The sequence below is a fragment of the Oscillibacter sp. PEA192 genome, assembly GCF_003574015.1.
GTDB classification, from domain to species: Bacteria; Bacillota; Clostridia; order Oscillospirales; family Oscillospiraceae; genus Oscillibacter; species Oscillibacter welbionis.
In genome coordinates, this window is the sequence record NZ_AP018532.1 from 1,795,787 (window position 1) to 1,822,378 (window position 26,592).

The window sequence follows — 26,592 nt, forward strand, 5'->3', positions numbered from 1 at the left end:
CTATCTATCCTGATGTGGGATCACATCTCAAGCCCCAGCTTCTCCGCGATCTGTTCCGCGGTGAGGCCGGCTGCTTTTGCTTTTTCCATGACGGATCGCATGGTGACAGGATGGAGGAGCTTCTGCTTCTGCGCTTCCAAAACCTTGATCTCCTCCTTCTTTTTTGCGATCTTTGCGTCGATCAACGCGATGCGTTCTTCGGCAGTACGAGCAGCCATTCAGGGCACATCCTTTCAAAAATATGATGTAACTATGATAAATGACAGACTATGGCTTGTCAATCAGCTTTTGTCGAATTGTTGTCCGCACACTTCTGCGGCTGCACAGCGGTTTCAGGAGCGCGGATGGATACAGGAACCGAAAGGAGTATGAAATGAAACCAATCGAATTAGAACGCTGGGAACCCGCCCCGGACGATCCTCGGAGGAAGGTGTATGCCGGCCAGCGCACCGCACAGGAGGTCTTTGAAGAACTGAGGTACCGGCTGGAGGGCATGGGTTACCTGCCGGATGAATATTTGTTTATGGATCGCGAGTGGGCAAACGGCCGGGAGATCCCCCGCGGCGCGGAGATCTTCTGTATCACCGATTACGGCGGCAGCGAGGGGATCTATACCGACATCTCCCTGAGATGGTATCAGGACGGCAAGTCCATAATCGAGAGCTTTGCCACCGGGAAGACCTTGGGGGAAAGCGGTTCCGACCTGGACCGGATGTACCTTATTGCCTCCGCCATCATTAAGGCATTCCAAGGGGACAGGGGGACCTACGCCCGGTACCTTCGCTTGGGTGAACAGCCGGAGCCGGAAAACATGATCCTGCACTTAAATCCCGCCGAACAGCGGACCTTTATCAACGCGCTGGTGGAACAACGGGAGCGGCAGGAGCAGGCCATGTCCCAGACAGAACAGCTCCTGCGCCGCATGACAGGGAGCATCACCGCCTATATGGACGAGGTTGGCCAACGGCCCCTCCGCCTCAGCGACTATGACAGAGCGGTGCTGGCGATCCGAGACGGGGAATTTGATGCGTTCTGTTCGCTCTATCCCAAGGTACCGGATCAGGCGGACGATCTGCTGATCGAGGCGGCGGGGCGCCCCGGAAGAACAGGAGGAAACATGGTCCGGGCGCTTCTGTCGGCAGTGGGGCGGTTTTCCCCGGAGGCGTACCTGACCGCCTGCAAGCGGGCGGTGGAGACCGGGGACAGCCAGCGGGTGCGGACGATGGTGGAGGAGGCGGAAAGCCACCTCTCTGAGCCATACCCGTCCCTCGCCGGCGAGGTCATATTGCACGCCTATGCCAACGACCGAAAGGGCATCGTCAAAGACCTGATCGGCAAATGTTCTCCCGAGCAGATCGCCGCCGCACCCCCAATCCTACTCCGTCAGGCCGCTGCCAGCCTGGACTTTCAAACTGCGGTAACATTGGTGGACAAGGGCATCCAGCCGGGCGATTATGCGGTGGATGTTCTCCATACCCTCACGGGACAGCACCAGGAGTGGATGGCGGAACAACTGCTGGCGCACGGGATGCCAGTGGGGCCAGACAACTATGCCGCCCTGTATGTCTGCATCAACAACGGGATGCCCGGTGTTGCCAAACTGGTGCTGGACCAGGGGATCGATTTTGACAAATACCGAGCTTGGGCAGACAATAAGCCCAAAAGCGCAGAGTATGAAGCAGCGATGGAGGCGTTGTATGGATACGTGACGGAACAGAAGAATACCGTACAGCGCGACGGACCAACCATGGGGGGGAATGTGTCGATGAGTCCTCATGCGGATGATCGTTCCACCCTAAAAAACGCACAGTTCGGAACGGAAGGTAGAATATGAACATCGTTGGATATGGCGGGGGCACAGACAGCACCGCCATGCTGGTGGGGCTGTGGCAGCATCATGTTCCGGTGGACCTGATTCTATTCGCTGACCCGGGAGCGGAGCAGCCTCACACCTATCACTACTTGCGGATCATGGATCAGTGGCTGCGAGAACACGGAATGCCTGGGATCACAAGAGTGTGGTACACAGACCGTCAGGGACAGAGGCTGACACTGGAACAGGAGTGCCTGCGTTCCGCTTCCCTTCCGTCTATCGCGTATGGCTGGAAGAAGTGTTCTCTCAAACACAAAGTGGCTCCTCAGGAGAAATTCTGTGCCCACTACCCACCATGTCAGAATGCCTGGGCCAGAGGAGAGAATGTTGTGAAGCTGATTGGGTATGACGCAGGAGAAGAAAAAAGACGGCTGGGAGCCCTACCCCATGATCTGGCGGATCGGAAATATCAGAAAGCGTATCCTCTGATGGAGTGGGGCTGGGACAGGAATCGGTGCATCCAGGAGATACAAAACGCGGGGCTTCCCTTACCAGGGAAGTCCTCTTGCTTTTTCTGCCCCTCGATGAAGCGAAGGGAGATCCGGACCCTCTATCACCGATACCCGGATCTGCTGGCAAGAGCGTTGGCGATAGAGGATCGAGCGCGGCCCAATCTCCTTACTGTGAGGGGATTGGGCCGAAATTATGCCTGGCGGGATTTCATTGAGGCAGATCAGGCACAGCTGGCAATTCCCGGTGTATTCTCCTCTGAAGACCTTCCCTGCTCCTGTGTCGAAGAAACAGAAGAAGTGACCAGAAAGGACGTGGCACAAGATGGCAATAACTGCCGCGGCAGTTAAGGCTGCACTGGCAGCCCTGACAGATGAACAAGCCAGAAAAACCGTGGGATGGATCGCGGCAGCGGTCCTTGCCCCGATCATCCTCATCGCCGCCCTGCTGCTGTCGTTGCTCTCTGGCACCACTCAACACAACAACGCCGCCGTGGACCTGGTGTTCAACGGCGGCGTTGTTCCGTCTTCCATGTCCGCGGAATACGCTGCCCAGGTACGTGTCATGCAGACCTGTTTGGAGGAACTGGACAGTGCGGTGGCGGAGGTCAACGATCAAATGGAGAGCGGAAGCCTGGACGGGAACTGGGTCAAGGCGGTGTTCTTCTCCCTGTGCTTCTGGGACGAGCACCTGAAGCTCACCCCGTCCGAGGCGCGGGACTTTGCGGACTGCTTCGTCCGATACGAGGAGCGGACTCGCACGGTGGCCTCCGGTACGGACCCGGACACCGGCGAGACCATCTACACGGAAGAGACCTACACAGTGGCGGTGCCGGTCGATCAAGAGATCGCCTTTAACAACCTTGACGCAGCAGGGTATCCCATCACCGAGGACCTGGTGGTCAATGCCCAGGCGGTCTACGACCGGATCGCCTACGGAGCGGCAGATGGCTACACCGGAGAAATCCAGTATGGCAGCAGCAGGATCACGGAGCTGGATACTTCGGATTTCACTGCTCCGACTACCAAGAACGCGGAGGATCTGGTGGCATACGTCACCCATGCCTGGGAGTCCGGCTGGGGATATGTCTGGGGCACCTTCGGTCAGACCTTGACGGAGTCTCTGATGGAGTCCAAAATCCGTCAGTATCCGGATGGTGTGGGCAGCTATGCGGACGTCATCCGCTCCAAGTGGTTGGGCGGTCGGACGGCGGACTGTGTGGGGCTCATCAAGGGGTACGGCTGGCTGGACACGGACTCCATGACGATCCGGTACGGCACCAACGGGATGCCGGACATCGGCGCCGACACCATGTACCGCAATGCCGCAGTCAAGGGGCCCATAAGTACGATCCCGGAGACGCCTGGCCTGGCCGTCTGGAAGAGCGGACACATCGGCGTGTACATTGGAGGCGGAGAGGTAATTGAGGCTATGGGTACCCACTACGGCGTGGTCAAGACCCAGCTGACGGACCGAAACTGGACCGCCTGGCTGGAGATCCCGTACATTCAGTACGACTGAAGATCCCAGAGATATGAGATAAGGATGAGGTGCGCCATGGAAAAGATTGAGATCACGCTGGCCTTTGACGGCGAGAAGCTCGACGCGCTAGAATACGCGCTCCGAAAGGAGCGGACCACCGTTCAGAAGCAGATGGACGAGGCCCTCCGGCAGCTCTACGAGGCAAAGGTGCCGGAGGCGGTCCGAGACTACCTGGACAACAAGAACAAGCCCACACCGCCGAAACGGCCGCCCCGGCATACCAAAGCTGCCGATTCTGTTGAGAAGAAACGGGATTTGGAGGTACAGGAGGATGGGGACAATCGAGACGGACCGGTTCGAGAGCGTCAATAGTCCCCCCTGGATCAGCGGCATGGTTGCTTTTGCTAAAAGAGGGATTCTGTTTCTCATTGCTTTTGGTGAAGGGATTTTCCAAGGCACACGTGGCATTGTGTGCTTATCCCAAGTGGAACGAAATAAAAGGAGGATCACAAAATGGATATCACGAGAGGCAGAGAATTACAGGAGCGGATCGGTCTGGACGCGCTGACGCAGTGGACACTGTTTGGAACAGCTACGGACACAGGGATGCAGGAGAGATGCATCCGCATCGTTGGAAAGACATGGGACATCCCGGAAGAGGAAACGCAGGCATGGCTGGATGCCATCGCAAGAGAACGCAGCTATGCCGAGAGCGGCTCCTCTGAGCACGTGCGGCCGGATGATGAACTGCCCGTCAATCTCAGCGGTCTGGAGACGCTGAATATGACCTGGGACCTGTTCGAAACCGCCGCCCAGATGGATGATCTGTCAGACCGGCAGGAAATGCTCAACTTCGCAAAATGGATGGAGGAATCCCAGAACCTCCTGGATTGGATCAAATTGACCCAGGCTGAACGGGAGGCTTGGAAAGAAGGTTCTGCCTCCGCATAACTCCCCCGAGACCCGCACCGCCTCGACCACGAGGCGGTGCGCCTTTCTGCCCTCTGTAAGATTGCTTGAGATGATGATTTGAGAGGGGCCTGCATAAATACGAAAAATGAACCGGAGTTTGATGAACAGAACGTGCCTGAATTGTGCGGTAGTCGGCGGCTACTCCTGGAAGAGGTTACTCTCGAGGGTGAGATTGAAGAGGTAGATGGCGTCCTCAATTTCTACCTAGCGTGTTGGTTTGATGTGGACCAGGTCTTCGGTACCCATGTGGAAACGACCGAGAATGGCGATTGGATCAACGTCTACGCCAACTACGATATGCGGACGCGGCATGTGTGCGGCGTTCTGGATGTGGTACTCCATCGGGAAGATGGGAGCGACGAGTTCTATATCTACAAATTGGATGAGGAAGAGCGCATGGTTGTTCTGAGCAAGATGGAGGATTACTGTGTGCAGAGAACGGGCCAGACCTTGGGAGAACTTTGCGAAATGTATCTGGAACCTCCAGATCATCCAGTGATGGAGATGCGGATGCGGTAGCACAGGAACCGCATAGGCCATGATGGTTTGCCGGAAACGATGGCTGACCGAAAAAAGTACGAGGATAAAGGACCGCCGTGGTGTGCCCCGGCGGTCCAGCCACAAAGCCCCGCAGTGCGGGGCTTTTCGGAGGGTTTCATACCGCCGTCGGTTTTGCAGCTTTGAAAAAATTCCGCCGTGGTTCTGCTGCAAGAGACTACTGCCGCAGGGGATTCCGGCTGCTTTTACCGCCGTATATGGCCTTTTGAGAGATTTGGAGGAAATATGGAACAAGAGAACAGATTGAAGATCACTGTCTGGCTGAAGCCGGACGTCGTACAGCGTATGGATGGCTGGCTCAGAGCGGACAACTGCAAAAGCCGTGGAGAGTTCACAGAGAAGGCCCTCCGGTTCTACATGGGATACCTAGCAGCAGAGGACACATCTGTGTTTCTCTCCCGCACGTTGGTGGACACCCTCCAGGGGATCGTAGCGGACAGCCACAACCGCCTGCGCTCCATGATCTTCAAGTGGTGTGTGGAGCTGAACATGATGGGCCACACCATCGCCGCCCACTTCCGGGCGGACCCCATCAACCGCCGGGAGCTGCGGGCCTATGCCGTGGACGAAGTGCGGCGCACCAACGGTCAGATCAGCTTCGACAGGGCACTGGATCAGCAGCGCCGGTTCCCGGAGGATGTCTTTGACGATGACGTATGAGTGACCTTCGATTCATGTCACCATATCTCAAAGGCGGAGGAGACAGCGCCCGGAGAGCAAATCGCATCCGCTACTTTGCCACTCGCCCCGGTGTGGAGGTGCTCTCCGATGGGGGAAGTCAACCCGCCACCAAAAAGCAGAAAGCCTATATCCAGCGGTTGCTCCGGGCCTTCCCTGACGCCAGGGAGCTATTGGAGTATGAGGACTATCTGAAAAACCAGACGCAGGAGTCCGCGTCGGAGTTCATCCGACAGGCTCGAGAGGACTTTGCGGTGCCCATGAGCCAGCGGGAGAACTACCTGGACTACGTGTCCCACCGCCCCGGCGTGGAATTGCGGGGAGAGCATGGACTCTGGACCAGCGGCGGCAAGGTGGAGAATCTGTCCGAGGCGGTGCGGGAGGTGGCGGAGCATCCCGGCAACGTCTGGACGCCAGTGGTGGCGATCCGCCGGCAGGACGCGGAGCGGCTGGGCTACGACAACGCGGAGAACTGGCGCGCCCTGGTAAACGCCAGCCTTTGCGACATCGCCAAAGGCTACAAGATCCATCCGGATCACCTGCGGTGGTACGCCGCCTTCCATGAAAAAGAGAAGAGCGTCCATATCCACATGGTGGTCTTCTCCTCCGATCCCAAAGAGGGCTACCTCACTCCGGACGGCATCCGGCAGGTGAAGTCCGCCTTCGCCCGGCGGATCTTCCAACAGGACCTGATGCATATCTATGAGCAGAAGACAGCGTACCGCAACCAGCTGCAGCAGAATGCCGCGGAGGCCATGCAGGAGCTGATCCGGCAGATGCGGGATGGGACCCTGGAGAACCCGCAGCTGGAAGATCAGATAGAGGCCTTGGCGCGGCGCCTGCGGACGGTCCGAGGGAAAAAGGTCTACGGCTACCTGCCGCCGGAGGTGAAGCTGATGGTGGACGGGATCGTGGATGTGCTGGCCGCTGATGAGCATGTGGCAAAAGCCTATGACCTCTGGAATGAAATGCGGGAGTCTATCTGCCGGACCTACTCGGAGCACTTGCCAGAGCGGCTGCCGCTCTCCAAACAGAAGGAGTTCAAGCCTGTGCGGAACATGGTAATCCGAGAGGCGTTACTACTGGTACAACAGGAAGAAGGGATTGCGGAAGAGCCGCAGCGGGAAGCTGACCTACGCCACGTCCAACACGCTGCGGAGAGCGGCGATCCGGCGGCCATGTGTGATCTAAGCGACCTCCTGATGAAGCAGAGAAGAAGCAGTGAGGCGCTGTACTGGCTGGAGCAGTCCGCCCGAAATGGCGATCCTCGCGGGCAATATGTGCTTGGAACGTGGTATCTGAAACGAGGAAATGTCCAAAACGCGCTTCGATGGCTGACTGCGGCTGCTGACCTGGGCAGCAGCACCGCCCAGTATCGTCTGGGCGTGCTGTACCTGAAGGGCGAACAGGTGGAGAAGAATTTGGAGCTGGCAGTCCGATATCTGACTGCTTCTGCGGAGTGCGGAAACCAGTATGCTCAGTACACACTGGGAAGTCTGTATCGTTCCGGAAATGGGGGCTCCAGAGACGAGGCCCTGGGACGGGAGTGGCTATCCCGTTCTGCGGCCCAGGGAAACCCATACGCCCGACATCTGCTGGATCACCCGGACCAGAACTGGACAACTGTGGTCCAGTCTGTGATCCGGCTCCTGTACCACATGAGCCGGATCTTCGAAGACAACTGCAAGACAGACGCTATGCACCGGGGGCTACAAATCGACCGCAAGCGCCGCCGACAGTTCCGGGAGCGGAGACTCGCTCTGGGGCACAAGCCGGATGACCATGAGAATGAGGAGATCAGGCTCCAGTAAAGCATAATTTTCAATCTAAAGAGCAATGGTCGAGTTTCTGCTGGACAGAAAAACGTGTATTGAGTATACTATAGTCAACTGAGAAGGTTCGCCTGATCGATTAGGAGGAGATTTCATGGACGGAGCCATGGAAAACCTGTATCGAAAAATAGCTGCCATCGGACGAAGGTTCCGGGCAGAGCGTGTCGTGCTGTTCGGCTCCAGAGCCAGGGGGGACAACCGCTCCCGCAGTGACATTGACATCGCGGTTTTCGGAGTGTCCCCAGATGACTTGCCTGCATTTCGTGAGCAGCTGGACGAATTGCCGACCCTCCTGGAATTTGATCTGGTTTTTGTGACAGAGCAAACCAATCCAAAATTGGTGGCCAATATTGAACGGGATGGTGTGATTTTAATGGACAAAATGCAGGAGAAGTATGAAAAGCTGGTCCAAGCCGTTCACCGATTGGATGAGGCCATCGTTGATTACGATCAGATGGGCCTGGATTCCATCCGCGATGGTGTCATCCAGAGATTTGAGTTCTGTGTGGAGCTGGCCTGGAAGACACTGCGAGAGTATTTGCTGGACCAGGGGTATACAGAGATCAACAGCCCGAAGTCTGTGATGAAGCAGGCGTTTGCGGACGGTATTCTGGATCACGAAGAAGGCTGGCTCCATCTCCTGGATGCCCGCAATGAAACCTCGCATATCTACGATGAAGCAACAGCCACAACTGTATTCGGAGATATCCGGACTGTGTACGATCCGCTCTTGAAAAACCTGATTCAAAAACTAGGGACAAAATAAATCCCAGCTTAATTTACGTTCGATTTGGAAGCGCCCGTTCTCCATCTGGAGAGTGGGTGCTTTTTCTTTTAGGGGTGAGATGATCATAAAAGAATATATCCTATTCAGTGACGAGCAAAAGCACCAGGCCAACACGGTGGATCTGGAGGATTACCTGCTCCGCCGGGGCGAGAAACTACTCCCCTCGGGCCGGGATAAGCGTCTGGCCACAAATCACAGTGTGACTATACGAGGCAGCGAGTGGTTCGACCATGATACGCAGCAGGGCGGTCACGCCATCGACTTCGTACGGATGCACGACGGATGCTCCTTTCAGGAGGCAGTTGCAAAACTGCTGGGCGGAGAGCAGGGACAGACTTTTCGGTCTGCGTCGGAAAGAAACGCGGAACCACAGAAGCTCTTTGCGCTGCCACTCCCCCACCACAATATGCGCCGGGTGTATGCCTACCTTATGAAGCAGCGGCACATCGACCGGGATATCATCACCCACTTCGCGCGGGCGGGAACGCTCTATGAGGATGCGAAATATCACAACGCCGTGTTCGTCGGAACAGACGAACACGGCGTTTCCCGTCACGCGCAGAAGCGCAGCACCAACAGTCAGGGCAAGTCCTTCAAACTCAACGTGGCGGGCAGTGACGCGCGATACAGCTTTCACCATCTGGGAGATGATGGGGACCTGTATGTATTTGAGGCCCCTATCGACCTTCTCTCCTATATCACCCTGCATCCGGAGAACTGGCAGCAGCACAGCTATGTGGCCTGCTGCGGTACCAGCTATGAACCGGTACGGTGGATTCTGACGCGGATGGAAGCTCCGCAGATGGTGTCTCTCTGTCTGGACCACGACAATGCGGGAGATCAGGGCTGCGAACGGATGGCGAAACAGATCTCCTCGGAGTTCGGCTTTCCCACTCGTCGACTGGTCCCGGAGCAAAAGGATTGGAATGAGGACCTCTGCGCCCTGCGGGAAGCCCCAAGGCGTCAGAGAATGGAGATGGAAATGAGGTGAAAATCTCACGTGAATCAGAATATCTGGTCACTGATTGGCTTTGCCGCGGTGGCTTTGATCGTGGTGGGCGGGCTGGCATTTCTCTCCCAGCACTACACCCTGGACAATATCAAGAGCAAAACTGTGGGTGACGGGCAGTACGGCACCGCCCGCTGGGCGACGAAGCGGGAGATTCAAAAAACATATCGCCATGTACCCTTCCAGCCAGAACTCTGGCGGAAGGGAGAACATCTGCCGAGACAGCAGGGCCTGGTGCTGGGCAGTCTTGGCCGGAAAAATCATGTTACAGCACTGGTGGATTGCGACGATATCCACTGCCTGATGATCGGCGCAAGCGGTGTTGGCAAAACCGCCTTCTTTCTGTATCCAAATTTGGAATATGCCTGCGCCAGCGGCATGAGCTATCTGGCACTGGATACCAAGGGAGACCTGGCCCGGAACTACGGCGCCGTGGCCAGCAAATACTATGGCTACCAGGTCTCCGTGATCGACCTGCGGAATCCCACACGATCCGATGGGAACAACCTGCTGACTCTCATCAATCGCTACATGGATCTGGCCCGAGGGCACCCGGACAACCTGACCTACAAGGCCCGAGCAGAGAAATACACCAAAATCCTGGCTAAGAGTATTATCAACCCGGAAGGTGAGAGTTCCCGGGGCGAGAACGCCTACTTCTACGAGTCCGCGGAGAGTCTCCTGGCCGCGGTGATCCTATTGTTGTCGGAATATCTTCCGCCGACGGAAGGGGAGCCGGAGATGCGGCACATCGTGTCGGTGTTCAAGCTGGTGCAGGACCTCCTGGCCGTAGACCCCAGGAGCAGGGACCAGCGGAACGGCTTCCAGATCCTCATGGACCGGCTGCCGGAGAACCACAGAGCCTATATGCTGGCCGGCGCCGCGCTGACCGCCTCCGATCAAGCTATGGCCTCCGTCATGTCCACGGTGCTTTCCAGGCTGAATTCCTTTCTGGATACAGAGCTGGAGCAGGTGCTCTGCTTCGACAGCGCCATTGACGCGGAGACCTTCGCCTCCCAAAAATGCGCCATGTTCCTGATCCTCCCGGAAGAGGACGCCACTAAGAACTTCATGGCGGGACTCATCATCCAGAATCTGGCGAGAGAGCTGTTTTTCCTGGCGGATGAAAACGACGGAAAGCTGAAGAACCGTGTGGTGTTCTTCTGCGACGAGCTGGGCACCATGCCGCCCTTTGATATCCTGCCGCTGTTCTCCGCAGGCCGTTCCCGGCGGCTGACCCTGGTTCCCATCATCCAGAGCATTGCGCAGTTGGAGAAGAACTATGGCAAGGAGGGCGCGGAGATTCTGACCGACAACTGCCAGGATACCATCTTCGGCGGCTTCGCGCCTCAGAGCCAGACAGCGGAGGTGCTGTCCAAGGCCCTGGGCAGCCGCACCGTCCTCTCCGGCTCCATCTCCCGGGGGAAAAACGATCCCAGCCAATCCCTGCAGATGATGGAGCGGGCACTCATGACGCCGGATGAGTTGAAATCCATTCCAAAGAGAGAGTTTGTGGTGATGAAGACCGGCACCCATCCCATGAGGACTCGGCTGCGGCTGTTCCTGGAGTGGGGGATTACCTTCGGAGAACCTTACCAGATGCCGGAGCAGGCTGCCAGAAAGGTGGTATACGCCAGGAAACGGCAACTGACGCAGGCTATCATAAGGAAAAAGCGTGGGACTACTCCGCCCGCGAATCAGGACAGGGGCCAGAGCGACTATAACACGGCCCTGGAGGTGTGAATGGATGAGTTTTTTTAATGATGTCTATGGGGACAGGGATCTGTCTGCCCGGACAAAAACGGTATGTCTATACCTTCATGACCGGGCCAATAGTGAGGGTGAGAGCTGGTATGCTATCGGCACCATCGCGGCGGACCTGGGTCTCTCCCGCTCCACAGTCAAACGCGCTCTTAACGACTTGGTCCGGCTGGGCAGAGTGGAAAAGCAGCCCCGTTACCGGGAGAACGGCGGCCAGACCTCCAACCTGTACAGATTACGGAAATGAGAGCAGACGGAAAAACAGCCTCCCCACCAAGGGGAGGCTGCGCCAATTGACTGGACCTGGGGCCGGGTCATTGCGGCCCACCCAGAAGGTCCCAGAAGAAGGATTATTATCTTCAGAGAACAGAAATACATTCCTCTCCTGATCTCTCCTGTGCCAGTTGTCATCCAACGCCATTTCCCTGATATGGTAATAGGATGCCATGCCGGAGAGTAGCTGCATAAAAGGCAAGGTGCCAAAAGAGCCAGACCTTACACAACTTGCTTTGCTACGACAACAAATCGCTCATCTGAGGTGTTGTAACTGCAGGTCGAAAGTGTCAGTAACTGCTCACCGAACTCTGCCGTGACGCCAGTGCTATAGAGCGCCCTGTCCCCTACCTGAGCGAGATACTCTTGGAAGATGGCTTCGTCGCGTAGACCCGTGTATTCGTAGAAGGGAAATGCGACGCCATCTTCTGAAAGTGACACGTCTATGTAGAATGCCGCAAGCACCTGATACGTTCCAGTCTCCTCCAGGGTATCAAAACGGATCGTAGGATGCTCTTCCCAGAATGTATCATCTGCGTAGTTCAGAAGGGCTGCGAACATGCTGCCGTCTTTCATATTATGCCCATATATGATATAGTTTCCGCATCCTGTAAAGCAGCCCGCTGCGAGGAATGGAGTCCCGCTGACAGAATTGCTTCGGTCAAAAGCCCGTCGAAGATAATACTCCTCGTCCTGTGCGGTATGCATCACGGGGTAGTCGATTGCCGTTCCTTCAATGGAAAGCCATCCGGCCAAATCCTGATTTTTCTCCCACAGCGCCTGATACTGTGGAAGAACGCCGTCCTCTGTAGGCAGAGCGCCGCCCCCCGCCTCCGCGATCTGTTTCTCCATCTGATGCACTTGTTCGGCAAGCGCATCATAAGCCGCCTGTTCCTGCTGGGAACGGTACAAATTTCGCAGCAGTAAACCGCCGGAAACCAGGAATGCCGTCAAAAAAATCAGGAATAAGAAAAACTTCCAGTGGGATTTCCGTTGGAACTCCCTTCGACCCCCAAATGAGGCCATTTTGTTGTCCATTATGGACTCCTTTCCGTATTTCCTCAAATTGTTGTGGTAAGCGTCAAACGGCAAAAAATAGAGGAGGGAACATGGCTAGGCCATGTTCCCTCCTGGTGTTAAAGATCAAGGTAAAGCGTCTAACACAACATCAAGTAAATGCATAGGACTGAGTTGTCCTCTGGCACATCGTTGGGCAAGAGTATCAACGAAATCTTTGTTACAGGAAATATCCGGAATATAGGCTGTATATGTACATGTGCCGTTCTCTTCCGTACTGGCCATAATTCCGTAGGACATTCGGCGGAAGGTTGGACTGTATAGTTGAGTCACTTTGAATTGGTACAAAAGGATTCCCCCGCTTATGTAGTTTCGTCTCCAACAAGCTCATCAATCCGGCAGTGGTAGACTTTAGCCATAATTCGCGCGTCCTCCAAAACCGGAGAAGAATCACCCGCTTCATAGGCTTGCAAAGTGCGCAGTTCAAACGGAAAGAACTCCACCGCCTCCACCTGCGTAAGTCCGGCTTTCACACGCGCCCGCTGAATTGGGTTTTCTGGATGCCCGCCTTTTTTTTTGAAATGTCTTACTCATCTTAGTATCCTCCTCTATTAGAATAATTATTGGTTGGAAGCCCAGCATCCGGCTGGGCTTCTTTCCGTCTCATGCCTAAGCTACAATAAGGGGAGCAACTGGCTGACCATCACCTCCTTGGGCTTAGATGTCCGTTGATAAGACTGTCAGCCATCCCTCTTATTGCAGTGTTCGATTTGAGCAGGTTGAGCCATAGAGTTCGCGTCACCCAATAGATTGAATCGGCAATGAGAAAAAAGATGGATTCCGGTTGCAAATTCGTATGGGAGGCAGATACATGAACTCTGTAGGTATTGACATCTCCAAAGGCAGGAGCACGATTGCCGTCATGCGTCCCTTTGGAGAGGTTGCCATCTCACCCTTTGAAGTGCGTCACACCGACAGTGAACTGAGCGAGCTGGCAAGGCGGCTCAAAAGCCTGAACGGTGAGACGCGTGTGGTCATGGAGGCCACAGGAAACTACCATGCGCCGGTGGCAAAGCAGCTTCACGACGCAGGGTTATATGTTTCCGTTGTCAATGCAAAGCTGGTGCATGGCTACGGGAACAATGATTTGAGGCGTGTCAAGACTGACCGGAAGGATGCTATAAAGCTGGCGAACTATGGTCTTGACCGCTGGCTTACCTTGCCGAGATATATCCCGGAGGAAAATACCCGGCTGTTGCTGAAGAACTGCTATCGCCAGTACCGACAGTATTCCAAGGTGCAGACTGTGTTGAAGAACAATCTGATTTCTTTGCTGGATATGACCTTTCCAAATGCAAATCGCCTGTTTAACAGCCCTGCCCGTGCAGATGGAAGTGAGAAGTGGGTGGATTTCGTAGCGGAGTTTTGGCATTGTGAATGCGTCTCTGAACGCCCCCTAAAGTCATTCGTGAACAAGTACTGGCGGTGGTGCCGAAAGCATGGGTACAACTTCAGTGAAGAAAAAGCACACGCCATTTACGATGAAGCCAGCGGACACATTGGTGTCATGCCGAAATCTGAAACCACAAAGCTACTTGTGGAGCAGGCTGTATCTCAGCTTAGCGCTACTTCCGCTGCGCTTGCTGTGCTCAAACAGGAGATGCAATCTCTGTCCTCTCAGCTGCCGGAATATCCTGTTGTCATGGACATGTTTGGCGTTGGCCCGACTCTTGGGCCGCAGCTCATAGCTGAAATTGGGGATGTTCGCCGTTTTTACTCCAAGAAAGCACTCGTTGCCTATGCTGGTATTGATGCCCCACCGAATGACTCTGGTGATGTGATCGGTAGGCACAAGAGCATGAGCAAGGTAGGCGCATCGTCGCTACGCCGGACGCTATTCCTTGTCATGAGCGTCTATTTGCAAAACTCGCCGCCGAATGAACCAATTTACCAGTTCATGAACAGAAAACGAGCCGAAGGCAAACCCTACCGCGTCTACATGATGGCATCCGCGAATAAATTCCTGCGGATCTACTACGCCACAGTGAAAGCCTATCTGGAAATATTAGAACAGATCTGACCTTATTGCGTTGCATAGCGTTGGCTGGCCGCCGTTTCATTTTGAAATGCAAAGCGGCTTGAATAGGTGCACCGATTTTCAGCTACTTACAATGTTTGCTTTTTCTTCTTGACAAAACTTAGCAGGTCTTGTCATATTTTAGGGAAAAATATTCCTGTACCAAGTGTATCTGAAATTTTGTGATTTGTCCCCGCAGACAAATGCGGGTTGCATCTTTTCAATCAGAGGCATTCGGGAGGATAAAAAAGGGCTGGAATTCTCCAGCCCCTCAGGCAGTATTTAATTTTGGAGTGCCAGACAAGCCTTGGAAACATTTTCCGGGAGTAATCCCACAGCCCAGTCCGGCTCATGGGCGGCCGCCAGAACCGGAGCTTTGGTCAATATATAAACCAGGTAGCGGTACGGATCCAGGCCATTGGCCTTGGCGGTTTCAATCATACTGAATATCACCGCGCTGCTCTGTGCCCCGCGGGGCGTGTTAGCAAACAGGAAGTTTTTCCGCCCAATCACAAAGGGCTTTATGGAACGCTCCGCAAGATTGTTGCTCAACTCCAGCCGTCCGTCTTCCAGGGCACGGATCAAGTAGGGCCATTGTTCTTCAAGATAGTACAGCGCCTTTCCCAATGCGGATTTTGGAGCGGCTCTGTTTGTAGATGCCCATGCCAACAAAGCGTCCATCACGGGTTTAGACCGTTGCAGACGCTGTTCATATCGTTCTTTTGGCGGCAGGTCCCGCATTTCCTGTTCTATGAAGAACAGCTTGCTGCAATATGCCTGCCCTTGCAGTGCCGCAGAGCCTGGCTGGTCTTTCTGCGGCAAAGACTTCACCGCCTCGTCAAACTTGCGCCGCAGGTGCACCCAGCAGCCCACCACTCGGATGTGCTCCGGCAGGCTGTGGTAACCTGGGTAGCCGTCCGCATGGAGCCAGCCAGAGAACCCTTTCAAGAATCGCTCCGCGTTGCCGGCTTTCCGGTCCGGTCGGTACTCGTAGAGCACCATCGGATAGCTGGTATGGGCGCCCGCCCGGTAAAGCCACATATAGCTCTTGGACTGGGCGGATTTCCCAGGCTCCTTCAATACCTGGAGCGTTGTCTCATCCGCGTGAAGCACATCTTCCCGCACCAGCCTGCGGTGCATTTCCTCGTAGACCGGCATCAGCCAATCGTCTGAGGCACGCAGGATCCAGTTGCTCATCGTCTGCCGTGAGAGCTGGATACCGGAACGGTTCAGCTCCTGCTCCTGCCTGTATAGCGGAGAGGCCATCACAAACTTCTGCACCATAATATGTGCAATCGCCTCCGGAGAGGCAAAGCTGCCTGGGATCACACTGGGAACCCGGCCGGTCTCTCGGACCGGCGTTTCCGCCGCGTCTGTTTTGCATTCGGGGCAGGCGTAGGTGTAATAGACATCCTCACGGATCGTGGCGGTGGCAGGACGCAGAACCAGCGTTCGCACAGTCTCTTTGCCAATTCGCTCCATCACAGTACCACAGGCATCACAGACCCGCTCTCCTTCCGGGATACCATGCTCCACAACTTCTACCGAAATGTTCTCTGGCAGAACGCCATCCAGATTGCTGGAGCGCTTCTTCCGGGTGTGGGCAGACACTGTGGTGCTTTTGGTGGGTTGCTCCTCTTTTGGCGTCCACGCTTCGGCTTCGTTAAAGAGGAGGCTGAGCTGTCCCACAAGCTGTTCTGTAGCCTGCTCGGAGGACACGCCAAAGGTCTTTTGCTTCAACAGGCGCAGTTGTCCCATGAGGTAATCCAGCTTCTTGTTCAGCTCGGCATTCTCCGCAAGCAGCGCATCATATTCCTCGCGGGAGATGAAACTCCGTTCATCCTTTCCCACGGTTTTTGTGAAAATTGTTCGGTTTGGAGAGTTAAACCATACTCAGACCTGTCACCGTTTTGTGGGCTTTCGGCTGCTCGATTTTCAGCCCCTCCATTAACCATCTTTACTGCTGTGGCGTCAGCAGCTTCACCTCTGCCTCGCTCCTCGGCCACTGGTACGCCCCCTGCTCCAATCGCTTGTAGAGAAGAATGAACCCATCCCGTTCCCAGTACAACCCTTTGATTCGGTCCCGCTTTCGCCCGCAGAACAGAAACAGTGTGTTGGTAAAAGGGTCCAGCTCAAATTGCTGCTGTACCATTGTGGCTAAGCCGTCAATTCCTTTCCGCAGGTCTGTGTACCCGCAGGCGAGGTACACCTTATCCGCTCCGCCGAAATCATTCAGCATGACTTCAGCGCCAGCAGGAGAGCCTGCACCATCTTCGAGTCAGCTCCGGAATAAATATTTACAGATGTCTGACCTACCTGGATGTTAGCCACGAGTTCGCTGGCAGCCTGCCGCAGTTGCTGTGGTGGCGGTAGTTCCACGAAGCAGCTTTCTTGATCTTCCGCCTCCAGTTGGAGTTTCTGCTGCTCCACCATAAAGGAAAATACTTTCTTCTGCCAGCTGTAATAGGTCTTAGGGGTCACTCCATTTTCCTCGCACCACCGCTTTACGGACATTCCACTCTGTCTGCAGTCGGCCACCCGCTGACTCCACTCAAACAGCCGCTGCCGCTGGCCCATGCTCTGAATGCTTACTTCTCGGCTCATTGTGTACCTCCCTCGCTGCATCCTCTCACCCCCACTGACGGTGACTTAGGGTGATTATTACCTTCTAGGCCGAAAACTCACCGGGACTCTCCGTGAGTCCCGGTGAGTTCCATAGACATTCTGGCACATCCAGAGCCGTGATTCAATCCACCCTAAAATTTGACGCTTACGAAAGACAGACCAGAGATTGACAGTGGTACACAGAAAATAGACAATAAGTTTGGCAAAAGAGCAAACGCTGTAGACACTGCCTTGACAGAGGTCAAGATCATCGTGCAAAATAGGTCAGAGGCTATGGGTGGAAAATGGCTGTTAAATTTGTTCCCAAGCGGTATTCACTTGGAGAAATAGAGGCCCTGAAAAAGAATCCAAATGTGCTGGAGGTACAGGAAAACCGTTTGCTACTGACAATAGAGTTCAGACAGCAGGTCTATGAAGCGTGGATACGGAGGCCAGAGCGGTCAACTGTCAGAAGGATGCTGGAGGCAAACGGATTTGATACCCAGCGCCTTGGCCTAAACTTCACAAAATCGGTGGAATCTCCACCACGCGTCGAACGAACACGATCCATGTATTTCAGTATCTCATGGTAGTCTGGCTTCACATTCACGACAGCAAATGTATCGTCCGCATCTACGGTATAGCAGCAAAGTGTGTAATTTGTGATGTGGACATCCATCCCGATGTAGATTATACTTGTCATGATGACCCCTCCTTGTATGTGGCAAGTCTGGTTACTTTGGGTTCGCACTTAAAGTATGACAGGCAAATCCACGCTTTACAAGTGTTGAGGTCATTTCATATTGTCTTACGTTGTTAACGTCGGTCTGACTTGTCCCTCCCCAAGTAGCCAGCCCATTCTGTCAAGTAGACAGGTCGTTTTTTCTCAGTAACCGAGTTGATTTTTATATGATTTCTTATATAACTGAATTGCAAATTGGGGGGGGGGAATTTGCACAATCAAGCAACAACACGCAAAAACAGTACCTTCTCGTGTTACAGGTTAAGTTCAAAGAAACGCCGTGAGGATGTCCCTTCCCGTTGGATGAGTTCTTTGGGTCAATTCTCATTTAGCGCTGAGTCAGAACTGTTATTCAACATCTCCCCCGGCCAATCCTGGGGAGTTTCACATATATTTTGTCGTTCCCAACTCCCAAATTCAATCCGCTAATCCTTGGATATTTTTCTTGTGACAGTGACATTCACGATGTCACTGCTATTGCCTACAAACCGGATCGCATTGTACCATTTTATTCGATATAATATTTCTCCAAAATCTGAGCAGCTTCCGTAGAGGTTCCGATAACCAGCACGGCTCTGTTTTCCGGGGCGTTCTTTTCATTGAGGCTTCCATCTGCGTTCAGGTCTTCAACATGAAATTCATGGTCATATCCCAAGCCAATCACATGTTTGATCTGAGTCTCTGAGGTGCCCATATCAATCATCAGCTGACGGACAGCCTCCGCACGCCTCAAGCTAAGCTCTTTACATTGTTCATTTGTCCCCGCTGTCGCTGTCGTCCCCGCTAAAATCACCGTGTAGTCGGGATGCTCTAGGAGGTAGTCCACAATAGGGGACAGCTCCGAGACCGCATCATCCCTGTCCACAAAGGTCGCTTCATCACCATTGAACAGGGGCTTGACCTGATTGACTTGCAAAGGGTCAAAATCGTTAGAATCGTGGACAATAGGGATTGGAGTTACTTCCGGTAGTTCTCTATCCGTACTCCCCTCCTCTGTAAGCGGGAGATTTTTGAATGTGACCTCCGCACCTGATGTAGTCAGCACAGCCTCCCACAGCTCTTTCAGTGTATTCTTGTTGCGAGAAGTCAAATCTTCCTGCTTATCCGCTGCATCGCCGAGGCCGATCCATACGACTTGTACACCAGTCAAATCCGGTAAGGCATGATCTTTTTGTAATTTATCGACTATCGGCTGGACATCAATTAGGCGGTGCAGATTTTCGCTTAGTACATTCAGTTCACCTTCAGTCGATAGTCCGCTGTCCAAAATATACAGGCATTTATCCCCGGCTTCGCCGGTCAGGCCTCTCGCCGCTTGCTTGATTGCCTCAAAGGTGTCTACCTCTGGGTCATTGGCTTTTGAACTGGCCAAAGCGTTGTTCGTGCTATCTATCACTTCGGAAATTTGTTGTTCCAGGCGGGCTTCCGATAAACCCGAAACAGCACTTTCGTCTATTTCAAAGTCTACCACAGCTGCAGGGTCTCCATCGTTCACCACAATGGTCACAGAACCGTTATTTCGGGTACTGTATTCAAATGCTTTCAGGATTTCGGAATTATTTATTGGGGGTGTGACTGCATTTTGATGGTAGCCAGATACAATGGCAATATCTGTGGCTTCGATTTCAGGAGGGCCAGCGGGAACATCAGAAGATCCGCACCCAACCAAAGAAATCATAATCGCGGCAGCCACTCCCGCAGCAATCTCTGTCCTCATCTTCATCTCAAAATCCTCCTTCCAACTATGTATCGGTCAATTCGGAAATACTCTCAGCATCCCCCAATTTTTTCGCCAGCGCGAGCCTTGCCCATTTCTTGATTCGATCCGAATCTGCCTGAATGGTACCCTTTGCGGCTTTCAGCCTCTCCGTTTCCGTTTCAGGCAGGGCATTTTCCCAATTTCGATTCAGCTCACACTCAGCAGCGTATAGACGGTTGACCTGTTCTTTCAGGAGCGCACTCTGGTATCTGAGCGTATCCAGCCGGCGCTTGATCGGATCGCTAATCACATAGCCCAGTGCCAGATTCACAGCGGAAGTCACCAGAGGGATGATACCCATGACCAAAGTAAATGCAGTTTCAGCTTCCGGATTGGCCTCTGTTTCCGGGAGGATTGATCCTTTCGCGAAAACGTTCGCAGCTCCATCCATACCACGCGTTTCCCATCTCAAATAGAACGTGGCAAAGAACAGCAGTAAAAATACAATGACTAGTCCTACAATCATCCACAACTTGACTCCGTTCATGCCATACCGGTGGTAGTGAATATATCTGCCCACTACGAGAGGAATAAAATTTAAAACAACGGCGATGCCAACGGTCAGCAGGTAGAGCGCCTCTTTTTCCGCTGATTCAGTCATTTTAAAGAAAACCTCATACAAGGTCACGCCGTCCATGCAGGAAAGTCCAATAATCAGTGGATAAATTATAACCCCCCGCATCCACAGTTCTTGGTCCGCGCGATTGATTTTCCTGATCCGTTTAGACAGGGTATACAGTTCTCTCTGTCTCACCTGACATCCCTCCCATACCAAAAACCAATAGGCCTATCTGTTCATTCTGTCGTAAATCGCCTGCAGCAAATCGATTTCCGCATCGACTTTTCGAATGAGGTCCTCGGCCTGCTTGATCTCCGCACGCAGGCGGATCAATTCGCTCTCGTGTTTTAGAACTATGGAGCTGTTGACGCCTTCGTGCCAGGTTTTCTGCTCTTCCAACAAAGATATCAGGAGTTTCCCCTCTTGTTCTGTGTAGGCATCAAAAAAGCTGCCGCTGAATCGATCCGGCGAAGTTTCTTTCAAAAACTTGTCGATCTGCAACTCCGCTCTGCGGAGCCGTTTCTCAGGGGATATAGGTTCTATATAGTCGACAGCCGTCAAGCCAACATCCGGTGCATAATGGGGCACATCCTTCAAGCCCATGCGCCGCATTCGCCATTTCCGAATCCAACCCACCTACAATACCTCCATTCTTCCGGAACACTAACTTTCTTCTTCCGTCTCTGATGCCGTAGTTCGATCATTTGGTGGTTCCGCCCCTGCCGCCGTAGTTTGGCCATTTTGCGGCCCTGTCTCTGATGCCGTAGTTTGATTATTTGATGAATCCACATTTTTCTCCAGCACTGCTTTCAACAAGGATTTCCGGACATTATCGTTCCATAGATGTTTTTCCCGATAACTTTCCTCATTGCTAAGCAGAACGGGTACCGTGTATTCAACCGGGAAATTCACGGCCCTGGCCGCAAGAGTTGCTCCGTGCAAATAGGCGTGGATTCGCCGTTCTGTCAGCGCGGCAGCTTCCCGCTGAATTGCTCCTGCCTCAACGATGTTTTGGATCAGATCCTCTTCAATTCCGGCCATATTCAATTTTATGGTCCGCTTCCTGTCGCGGAGCGTCGGTTCGATTGTAGCTGCGCGGGCTTTTTGGCGAGCTTGAGAAGAATTTGTCCCCCCACTTGGAATCGGATCTGGCTTTGTCAGCTGTTCCAGGATGTTGTGATACTCTACCGCCAGACTTACGCTCTCCTTGTGAAGCTGAGATGTTTTTTCTTCCAGCTCCCGGTATGTACGATGGACAAATGAATGAAAGATAGCCTCTTTCTTTTGAAGATAGTGGCCCTCCCATTTCCCGTCCTTGAAGGCCACGACGTTTCGTTTGCCATCCAACCTGCCGTGAAAACGCACAATAAACAGCGGCATCCCTGTGATACCTCGTATTTTCAGTCGTTTCATTATGTACCTCCAATTCAACTCTGCGGCCATATCTCAATCTATTTGACAGGCGGATTTAACGGTTCCACAGCCGGATCCCCTGTCCCCTAGGAATTCCGCTTTTCTTCAAATAGTCAAAGGTTCCTGTCATCGTCCGCTTCATGACGAACTCCACCATTTTGTCTTGAATGAAGTTGAAGCACTCGTTGATTTTCCAGACTACCTTGCCCAAGGCGGCACCGATCCAGATCGCTTCCATCATCTTGTGAACCCCCTCGTAAAACGAACCAGTCACAATTACCGCGATTGCCGCAAAAACGAGACGTACAATAACCGCCGCTATAATCGTCCACAGCTCGATAAATCTCAAGATCAACACATAACAGAAAATCGAGAGAAGGAGAGTCTTTCGGCTCAGAACCAGATTGGGGATGTATGCTTCATCGGGGACATCCCGGTATAAGTTCTCATCATAATCGTGGATCAAGTAATCTTCCAGAGCCAGGGAAAGAACCACCCGCTTCCGGCTGATAGGGATAAAGTAGGGAATCCGGCTTTCTGCATAATAAAACCTGCATTTTGGCTTTAAATAGCCTTTTCCTGATATAGCCTCCCGAAGATACCGTCGTAGCGCCGGCATGATCAGTGCCTCCTCCGGCACAGCTTTTGCATAGAATACGAACAGGATTGAGAGCCAATCCCCGACTGGATTCCATGCGGTCAGTCCTAACAGCAAAACCGCGAACCCGCAGTATACGCCATAGAGGACCAAGTCCCAGCCTACCAGGAACGGCAGGCCTGCGACTGCCACATTCAAAGCAGCCAGCATATAGTTCTTCCACATCTCAATCCCCCTCGCGTTTTTCTTGTCTCCAGCTGTTAAAACTGATCTTCTTCTCAAAGTCTTCCGAATCATCAGAAGGCTTTGAGAAGAAGGGGGGCGAAGCCCCCCTTCTTCTATGTGTGCCATTTCGGAAGCTCTGTCCAGTCTTCTGCGCCGTTTGCCTTTCTACGGTCGTGGGCATCGGCGGCTTCCACGATGTCATCCACATGGCCCGTTTTTCAGTCCGATATTTTTTGTTTGTACTTTGAAACTTCATTCGAAATAGGGTAAAATGCCTTTTCTACTCGGCTTGCTCCGATACTACCGTACGTGTTGTTCTCCAGTCAGAGGTATCAATGGGGGAGTCACCTTCGAAAAGGTCGTAATAATCTTCGTCCCGCAGTTTGGGTCGGCGATGCACCCAGACAGCTGTAATGATAGGATAAAGCACAATGGCAACTAGTCCGCCCGAAAAGCCGTTATTGTATAGATTTACACCAGCTACAGGACTAGAAATCTGTAATACCAGAGCAGAGTGGATAAAGCCGGCCAAAACGCCGAAGGGCCAACCGAAATGACCGGAAATGGGAGCTAATGTTGTTCCAAAAAGCCCGGCTAACTGGAGTGAAGGGTAATCCAGTGTTTGGTGTATTCCATATGCCCCCAATGCCACGCCGATCATAACAGGGACTATATTAAACGCATGCTTTCCCATAGCGGAAAAACCGATGATCGTAAAAATACCGCCCAGCGTAGGACCATTCAAATCACCGCAGTTCAGGAAAATATACAGCATCCCCAGGAGTCCATTGACTCCCATATTCACAAGAACTGGGCCTGCTCCGAACATACGCAGATAATCGCTAGGAGCACGCCCTGTGGTGGATAACAACCTCCGATAGCCTGCCCACACTGCCCATGCTGGTTCGCCTGTGCAAAAAAAACCGGCAAGAATAAAAATCAAACACAGAATAATTAAAACGACAGCAAAGGCCGTATTGAAGCCTGTCGCCCAATACAACACAGATTCTGGCTTATCATCTAGGGCTGTCAAGATGGGGACGATTGTCATGGCTAATAAGCCGCAGGCAAACCCCATGTTGTAAAGATTCATTCCGTTTTGTATTTTGTATGTGTAGGATGACAGGGAGGGTAGCACAAATCCGATTACGACCCCGGACAGCAGCCCCAATGGCACACTTGCGTATTTGCTTCCAAAGGTCATATAGCTGACCAGCGGTGCGAGGGAAGTTGACAGCAATGCCACGGAGGCATATCTGGAAAAGGGCCTTTTACGATATTTGGCATAGAGCCAACTGCCCAGAATGATCGGCCAGATATTGAAGAAATTCTTCCCAAATAGCGAAAAACCCGACATCAATCCCATCTTTACAATGGTATCACCATTAAAAGACGCTCCTGAAAATTTGAGAATACATATGGAAATACCAGTGACAATGCCAGAATTTATCAATGCGGCACCCGGTCCAGCGATATATACGTAATCGGTAATCAGTATATTCTCTGACACAACAATACGATATAAGCCAGTAATAATATTGCCCGGCTCATCGAGTAAAAAGCCGATCCATATAAGTCCCGCAGAGAAAAGAACTGCTGTCGGAAAAATCTGGCGGTACCGTTCTCTCAATATAGTTCTCCTTATTTATTTTTAATGGAGCGGATCTTAAGATTTGAAATTTATAAATTGTAATTAGTATCAAACGAATTGGTGCAGGATTACATCTTAATAGTTGTAGAAGCCCTTGCCGGTCTTCTTGCCCAGCAGACCGCCGCGGACCATCTTGCGCAGCAGCAGTGCGGGACGGTACTTGGAATCGCCGGTCTCGATGTACAGGGTCTCCATGATGGCCAGGCACACGTCCAAGCCAATGAAGTCGCCCAGAGCCAGGGGACCCATGGGATGGTTGGCACCCAGCATCATGGCCTTGTCGATGTCGGACACGGAAGCAACGCCGGTCTCCACCAAGTCAATGGCTTCATTGACCATGGGGATCAGGATCTTGTTAACCACGAAGCCAGGAGCCTCGGCCACCTCGACGGGATCCTTGCCGATCTCCTTGGTCAGGTTATAGATGAAGTCGAAGGTCTCCTGGGTGGTGTTGGCACCCCGGATGATTTCCACCAGCTTCATGCTTGGCACGGGGTTGAAGAAATGCATGCCGATAACGGGATGGTTCAAGCCCAGACCCATCTCGGTGATGGACAGAGAAGAGGTGTTGGAGGCGAAGATGGCCTCGGGCTTGCACAGGCCGTCCAGCTCATTCAGCAGCTCTTTCTTGGTGGCCATGTCTTCCTTGACGCACTCGATGATGAGATCGGCGCCGGCGCAGGCGGACTTCTCCTCCACCAGAACATTGGCCAGCAGAGCGTCCACGGCCTCCTGGGTCATCTTGCCCTTAGCCACCCGCTTGGCCAGAGAAGCTACTAGCTTATCCTTGTGCTTCTGGGCGGAAGCCACGCTACTGGCATACATCAACGCCGTGTGGCCCTTTGCCGCGAAAACCTGCGCGATGCCGCTACCCATGGTACCTGCGCCGAATACTGCTACTTTCATATTCAGTTCTCCTTAATCATTGAAAATTTACCGACTGTCAACTGTTTGAAAGACTCTCACTACGATTTTCTTATGCAGAAGGAATGAAACGTCGCGCAAACTCATCCTGAAGCTCCGCACGGAAATCCGGATGCGCAATGGCGATTAGACTCTTTGCGCGCTCCCGCAGAGAATGTCCTTTCAGATGCGCGACACCGTATTCGGTAACAATATAGTCAACATCCATGCGAGAAGTGGTGACAGGTGCGCCATAATCCAGATTTGCAACGATTCGGGAAACGGTTCCCTTTGCCGCGGTAGAAGGGAACGCAAGAATAGAGCGTCCTCCTTTGGAGAAAGAGGCACCGCGAATGAAGTCCACCTGACCGCCAACACCAGAAATCTGCTTGGGGCCGATACTCTCGGAAGAGACCTGGCCCATCAGATCTACCTGCACACAAGAATTGATGGAAACCAAATTTTCATTTTGACCAATGACGATGGGATGATTCACATAGTCAACGGGTAGCATCAACACATCAGGATTGTGGTCCACGAAATCATACAGCTTCTTGGTTCCCATCAGGAAATTGGCCACCAGCTTGCCAGGATGCAGGGTCTTTTTCTTATTGGTGATAACGCCGGCTTCCACAAGATCAACAACACCGTCTGAGAACATTTCGGAGTGGATGCCAAGATCCTTTTTATCCTTCAGGAACTTCAGCACTGCATCGGGGATTGCGCCAATTCCCAGTTGTAAAGTGTCACCATCGTGTATCAGAGAGGAGCAATACTTTCCGATAGCTTCCTCTATAGGACCGATCTTGGGTGGAGCCAATTCTATGATAGGCGCAGAATAATCTACAAAATAGGTGAACTTATCAACAGGGATCAGTTTGCCATAGGTAAACGGCATCTGATCATTGACCTGAGCGATGACAATCTTTGCGGTCATAACCGCCTCATAATCATAGTCAACAGAGACGCCCAGAGAAACCATGCCGTTTTCATCGGGAGGTGTTACGGATACCAGCGCTACATCCAGCGGCATAGTGGTATGGAAAGTTTCAGGGACCTGATAAAAGAAGCAAGGCGTGAAATCTCCGCAACCGCTGTTGATAGCATCACGGGTGCGTGCTCCAACAAAATATGCATTGTGATGAAAATGCTTTTCCATACCCGGCTGGCAGTATTCACATTTGCCCATCGCGACCATGTGGACAATCTCGACGTTTTCATAGTCTTCTTTATGACCAATCATGGTATCCAACAGAAAGCTGGGTTCACCGCAGGCATGACCGACCAGCACACGGTTACCGGACTTGATATGTTTCACCGCTTCATCGGCAGTCAAATGTCGCTCCTGATAATAAGTTTTCCAATCCAT

27 protein-coding genes are annotated in these 26,592 nt (G+C 52.9%); 13 read left to right on the forward strand and 14 right to left on the reverse strand.

All coding sequences use genetic code 11. The features are described 5' to 3' along the window. Nucleotides 1-20: 20 nt before the first annotated feature. A complete protein-coding gene (locus DN611_RS08900) occupies nucleotides 21-218 on the reverse strand; it encodes a hypothetical protein (RefSeq protein ID WP_025543371.1) in 198 nt (65 codons plus the stop codon). A 155-nt stretch (nucleotides 219-373) separates the two neighbouring features. Between DN611_RS08900 and DN611_RS08905 the strand changes: the two genes are divergently transcribed. The 12 genes from DN611_RS08905 (at nucleotide 374) to DN611_RS08960 (ending at nucleotide 11,649) form a co-directional block, all read left to right on the forward strand. After that, a complete protein-coding gene (locus tag DN611_RS08905; RefSeq protein ID WP_256264630.1) occupies nucleotides 374-1,834 on the forward strand; it encodes an ankyrin repeat domain-containing protein in 1,461 nt (486 codons plus the stop codon). After that, nucleotides 1,831-2,673, forward strand: a complete 843-nt coding sequence (locus tag DN611_RS08910) for a hypothetical protein (protein WP_025543369.1) — start codon at nucleotides 1,831-1,833, stop codon at nucleotides 2,671-2,673. Before DN611_RS08905 ends, DN611_RS08910 begins: the two co-directional genes overlap by 4 nt. After that, complete coding sequence (locus tag DN611_RS08915) at nucleotides 2,648-3,844, forward strand: hypothetical protein (RefSeq protein ID WP_025543368.1); 1,197 nt, start codon at nucleotides 2,648-2,650, stop codon at nucleotides 3,842-3,844. The genes DN611_RS08910 and DN611_RS08915 overlap by 26 nt, the downstream gene beginning before the upstream one ends. A gap of 36 nt (nucleotides 3,845-3,880) precedes the next feature. Continuing rightward, nucleotides 3,881-4,177 (forward strand): DUF6103 family protein, encoded by a 297-nt coding sequence (locus DN611_RS08920; RefSeq protein ID WP_025543366.1) that lies wholly within the window; start codon nucleotides 3,881-3,883, stop codon nucleotides 4,175-4,177. A 141-nt stretch (nucleotides 4,178-4,318) separates the two neighbouring features. Then, on the forward strand, nucleotides 4,319-4,756 hold the full coding sequence (locus DN611_RS08925) for a hypothetical protein (protein ID WP_025543365.1): 438 nt from the start codon (nucleotides 4,319-4,321) through the stop codon (nucleotides 4,754-4,756). Between the two features lie 132 nt (nucleotides 4,757-4,888). After that, nucleotides 4,889-5,296, forward strand: coding sequence for a hypothetical protein (locus DN611_RS08930; protein ID WP_145985082.1), 408 nt, complete (start codon nucleotides 4,889-4,891; stop codon nucleotides 5,294-5,296). A 264-nt stretch (nucleotides 5,297-5,560) separates the two neighbouring features. Next, nucleotides 5,561-5,995 carry a hypothetical protein gene (locus DN611_RS08935; RefSeq protein ID WP_025543362.1) on the forward strand — a complete coding sequence of 145 codons (435 nt, stop codon included), beginning with the start codon at nucleotides 5,561-5,563 and terminating at the stop codon, nucleotides 5,993-5,995. Next, nucleotides 5,992-7,824 (forward strand): MobP3 family relaxase, encoded by a 1,833-nt coding sequence (mobP3, locus tag DN611_RS08940; RefSeq protein WP_025543361.1) that lies wholly within the window; start codon nucleotides 5,992-5,994, stop codon nucleotides 7,822-7,824. Before DN611_RS08935 ends, mobP3 begins: the two co-directional genes overlap by 4 nt. Before the next feature lie 115 nt (nucleotides 7,825-7,939). After that, a complete protein-coding gene (locus DN611_RS08945; RefSeq protein WP_256264631.1) occupies nucleotides 7,940-8,611 on the forward strand; it encodes an HI0074 family nucleotidyltransferase substrate-binding subunit in 672 nt (223 codons plus the stop codon). A gap of 79 nt (nucleotides 8,612-8,690) precedes the next feature. Further along, on the forward strand, nucleotides 8,691-9,623 hold the full coding sequence (locus DN611_RS08950) for a DUF3991 and toprim domain-containing protein (protein WP_025543358.1): 933 nt from the start codon (nucleotides 8,691-8,693) through the stop codon (nucleotides 9,621-9,623). Between the two features lie 9 nt (nucleotides 9,624-9,632). Beyond that, complete coding sequence (locus DN611_RS08955) at nucleotides 9,633-11,384, forward strand: type IV secretory system conjugative DNA transfer family protein (protein ID WP_119311123.1); 1,752 nt, start codon at nucleotides 9,633-9,635, stop codon at nucleotides 11,382-11,384. Nucleotides 11,385-11,388: 4 nt separating this feature from the next. Then, entirely contained in the window at nucleotides 11,389-11,649 is a 261-nt protein-coding gene (locus DN611_RS08960; RefSeq protein ID WP_025543356.1) for a helix-turn-helix domain-containing protein, read from the forward strand. 248 nt (nucleotides 11,650-11,897) lie between these two features. Here DN611_RS08960 and DN611_RS08965 read toward each other — a convergent pair whose 3' ends face one another. Both DN611_RS08965 and DN611_RS17310 read right to left on the reverse strand, forming a co-directional pair. Further along, a complete protein-coding gene (locus DN611_RS08965) occupies nucleotides 11,898-12,713 on the reverse strand; it encodes a class B sortase (protein ID WP_174232999.1) in 816 nt (271 codons plus the stop codon). 105 nt (nucleotides 12,714-12,818) lie between these two features. Further along, nucleotides 12,819-12,992: a DUF6514 family protein gene (locus DN611_RS17310; RefSeq protein WP_353963239.1), complete on the reverse strand. Its 174-nt coding sequence runs from the start codon at nucleotides 12,990-12,992 to the stop codon at nucleotides 12,819-12,821. Between the two features lie 571 nt (nucleotides 12,993-13,563). Between DN611_RS17310 and DN611_RS08970 the strand changes: the two genes are divergently transcribed. Then, nucleotides 13,564-14,772 (forward strand): IS110 family transposase, encoded by a 1,209-nt coding sequence (locus DN611_RS08970; RefSeq protein WP_025543352.1) that lies wholly within the window; start codon nucleotides 13,564-13,566, stop codon nucleotides 14,770-14,772. 279 nt (nucleotides 14,773-15,051) lie between these two features. Here DN611_RS08970 and tnpC read toward each other — a convergent pair whose 3' ends face one another. The 11 genes from tnpC to DN611_RS09030 form a co-directional block, all read right to left on the reverse strand. After that, a complete protein-coding gene (tnpC, locus tag DN611_RS08975) occupies nucleotides 15,052-16,620 on the reverse strand; it encodes an IS66 family transposase (protein ID WP_025543351.1) in 1,569 nt (522 codons plus the stop codon). 106 nt (nucleotides 16,621-16,726) lie between these two features. Beyond that, nucleotides 16,727-17,008 (reverse strand): IS66 family insertion sequence element accessory protein TnpB, encoded by a 282-nt coding sequence (tnpB, locus tag DN611_RS08980; protein WP_081691992.1) that lies wholly within the window; start codon nucleotides 17,006-17,008, stop codon nucleotides 16,727-16,729. After that, on the reverse strand, nucleotides 17,002-17,373 hold the full coding sequence (tnpA, locus tag DN611_RS08985) for an IS66 family insertion sequence element accessory protein TnpA (protein ID WP_025543349.1): 372 nt from the start codon (nucleotides 17,371-17,373) through the stop codon (nucleotides 17,002-17,004). Before tnpA ends, tnpB begins: the two co-directional genes overlap by 7 nt. Before the next feature lie 1,250 nt (nucleotides 17,374-18,623). Beyond that, nucleotides 18,624-19,838 (reverse strand): OmpA family protein, encoded by a 1,215-nt coding sequence (locus DN611_RS08995; protein WP_119311124.1) that lies wholly within the window; start codon nucleotides 19,836-19,838, stop codon nucleotides 18,624-18,626. Nucleotides 19,839-19,857: 19 nt separating this feature from the next. Further along, nucleotides 19,858-20,628, reverse strand: a complete 771-nt coding sequence (locus tag DN611_RS09000) for a hypothetical protein (RefSeq protein ID WP_119311125.1) — start codon at nucleotides 20,626-20,628, stop codon at nucleotides 19,858-19,860. A gap of 33 nt (nucleotides 20,629-20,661) precedes the next feature. Then, complete coding sequence (locus DN611_RS09005; RefSeq protein ID WP_155979222.1) at nucleotides 20,662-21,069, reverse strand: hypothetical protein; 408 nt, start codon at nucleotides 21,067-21,069, stop codon at nucleotides 20,662-20,664. A 27-nt stretch (nucleotides 21,070-21,096) separates the two neighbouring features. After that, entirely contained in the window at nucleotides 21,097-21,846 is a 750-nt protein-coding gene (locus DN611_RS09010; protein WP_025543338.1) for a hypothetical protein, read from the reverse strand. 55 nt (nucleotides 21,847-21,901) lie between these two features. Beyond that, nucleotides 21,902-22,795, reverse strand: coding sequence for a hypothetical protein (locus DN611_RS09015; protein WP_145985085.1), 894 nt, complete (start codon nucleotides 22,793-22,795; stop codon nucleotides 21,902-21,904). Nucleotides 22,796-22,949: 154 nt separating this feature from the next. Then, on the reverse strand, nucleotides 22,950-24,299 hold the full coding sequence (locus DN611_RS09020) for a DUF1576 domain-containing protein (protein ID WP_025543335.1): 1,350 nt from the start codon (nucleotides 24,297-24,299) through the stop codon (nucleotides 22,950-22,952). A 96-nt stretch (nucleotides 24,300-24,395) separates the two neighbouring features. Then, nucleotides 24,396-25,226: a 3-hydroxyacyl-CoA dehydrogenase family protein gene (locus tag DN611_RS09025; RefSeq protein WP_025543334.1), complete on the reverse strand. Its 831-nt coding sequence runs from the start codon at nucleotides 25,224-25,226 to the stop codon at nucleotides 24,396-24,398. 70 nt (nucleotides 25,227-25,296) lie between these two features. After that, nucleotides 25,297-26,592, reverse strand: a complete 1,296-nt coding sequence (locus tag DN611_RS09030) for an acetyl-CoA hydrolase/transferase family protein (protein ID WP_025543332.1) — start codon at nucleotides 26,590-26,592, stop codon at nucleotides 25,297-25,299.